The following is a 1,910-nucleotide window of genomic DNA, read 5'->3' on the forward strand; positions in this document are numbered from 1 at the left end:
CGTCTGGCATCAGCACCACCACGCGGTTCAGCGCGATCGTGCTGTCCTTCGGCTTGCTCGGCGGCCTGCTCGCCTACCGTACCCAGGCCATATTCGACACGGCGCTGCGCGCGCATGAAGAAAGCTCGGAGATGATGCCCGGCATGGCCGCACACATCATCCCGCGCGTGGTTGCCGGCGACCTGCACGGCGCGATGGCCGATGTGCAAGCACCGCTGCGCAGCGTGCTGGAACCGCTTGCGCGCACCGCCTTCGCGGATGGCTTCGCCTGGATTCTTTGCGTGGCCGCCGGGGTTGCGCTGCTCAGCGCCGTCCTGGTGCGCCTGCTGATGAAAGATGAATTGCCAGCGCGCCAGGCGGTGCCGGCGCGGCGCGCTGGCTGATGGGTTCGGTCATGTCCCGCTGCCGGGCAGCGTTGCCGCCAGACGCTGTGCCAGCGGCAGGCGAAAACGAAAACGGGGGTTTTCTTGCCACCAAAGTTTATGTGTTTATATTATAAATACAACTGAATAGAGCCCAACACGACAGGGGGATTTGCTTCAGAATCGTTGTGCTATGCTGCCTGCGTCACTCAGCCGCCACCCCATGCCGCGCACGACCGACTCCCCTACACCACTGGGCCATATGCCCGGCACCTCACTGCACCGGCAGCTCTTTCTCGTGCTGCGCGACGAAATCACGCGCGGCGTCTATGCGGAAACGGGGGCTTTGCCGAAAGAAGAAGCACTGTGCGAGCGCTTTGGCGTCTCGCGCATCACGGTGCGGCGGGCGCTATCCGAGCTGGCGGCGCTTGGGCTGGTGGAGCGGCGCCATGGCCTTGGCACCTTTGTGCGGGCGGACATGCCGGCGGGGCGCAGCAGCCCGAGCCTTAGCGTGATCGACGGCCTGCGCAAAGCTGCGCTGGAGACGGACGTCGAGGTCCTTGAGGTGACCACGGCCGTGCCGCCGGCGGACATTGCCCAACTGCTGCAACTCGCCCCGGGCGAACAAGCAGTGCACGCGCTGCGCCTGCGCAGCATCAAGGGCACACCGGTGATGCTGACGGATGCATGGGTTCCCGCCGCGCTGGGCAAGCGCGTGTCGGCAGCGGCGCTGCGCAAGCACGCGCTCTACGAGATCCTGATGGCGCAGGGGGTGAAGTTTGGCCGCGTGGTGCAGGAAATCACGGCCCAGGCGGCCGACCCCGCCTATGCGGGCTGGCTGCGCACGGAGGTTGGCGCGCCGCTGCTCAAGCTGGTGCGCCTGCTGCATGACCCGGAGTCGCGGCCGGTCCAGTACATCACTGTGTATATGTCCCCGGAACGCAGCCGCATCCTGATGGATATCTCGGGCGACAAGGTCAACACGCTAAGCGCCGGGCAGTTCGTCCACGACGTGCCGCGCGGCTAAGTGCTCCGCGCTGGCGTTCACCGGCTAGCCCTGCTGCTGCACGATGGCATCGACGCGGCTGGGGTAGAAAGCCACGTGATCCTTGATGGCCTCGACGGCGGCATACGGCGCCTCGTAAGTCCACACCGCATTGACCGATCGCTCACCGCCCGCGGGGATGCTGTAGTAAGCGCACTCGCCTTTGTACGGGCAGTAGGTGGCGTGGTCCGTGCGCGCCAGCAGCGACATATCGACATCCTTGCGCGGAATGTACTGCACCGCCGGGTAGGATGCCTCGTGCAGCGTGAGCGCGTTGCGGGTGTCGGCAATGACGGCGCCGCCGAGCGTCACGACGACGCGCGCGGGGTTCGCTTCGATGACGATCGGATGATCGGGCCCCGGGATCTTGATGGGCTTGCTGGTCATGGCTGGGCTTCCTGATGGTGTAGCGGCGTAGTCGGCGTAGCCGGCGTAGTCGCCAATGCTACGCGCGAACCCGCCAGCTTGCCCGGTCTCAATGTGCGCCTTGCACCGCCCTGCGC

2 protein-coding genes and 1 pseudogene are annotated in these 1,910 nt (G+C 66.1%); 2 read left to right on the top strand and 1 reads right to left on the bottom strand.

The genetic code is table 11. The annotated features are described in order from the left end of the window. Positions 1 to 383 (top strand): annotated as a pseudogene (locus AC1DS3_RS38200) (MFS transporter); the annotation flags it as partial. 202 nt (positions 384 to 585) lie between these two features. Continuing rightward, entirely contained in the window at positions 586 to 1,389 is an 804-nt protein-coding gene (locus AC1DS3_RS38205; RefSeq protein WP_441640409.1) for a GntR family transcriptional regulator, read from the top strand. Between the two features lie 24 nt (positions 1,390 to 1,413). Here the strand turns inward: AC1DS3_RS38205 and AC1DS3_RS38210 are convergent, their stop codons facing one another. Then, the gene (locus AC1DS3_RS38210; RefSeq protein ID WP_441640408.1) at positions 1,414 to 1,794 is read right to left on the bottom strand and encodes a DUF427 domain-containing protein; all 381 of its coding nucleotides are present in this window, start codon (positions 1,792 to 1,794) and stop codon (positions 1,414 to 1,416) included. Positions 1,795 to 1,910: the final 116 nt, after the last annotated feature.

It is taken from the genome of Cupriavidus sp. 01L46, from assembly GCF_056399905.1.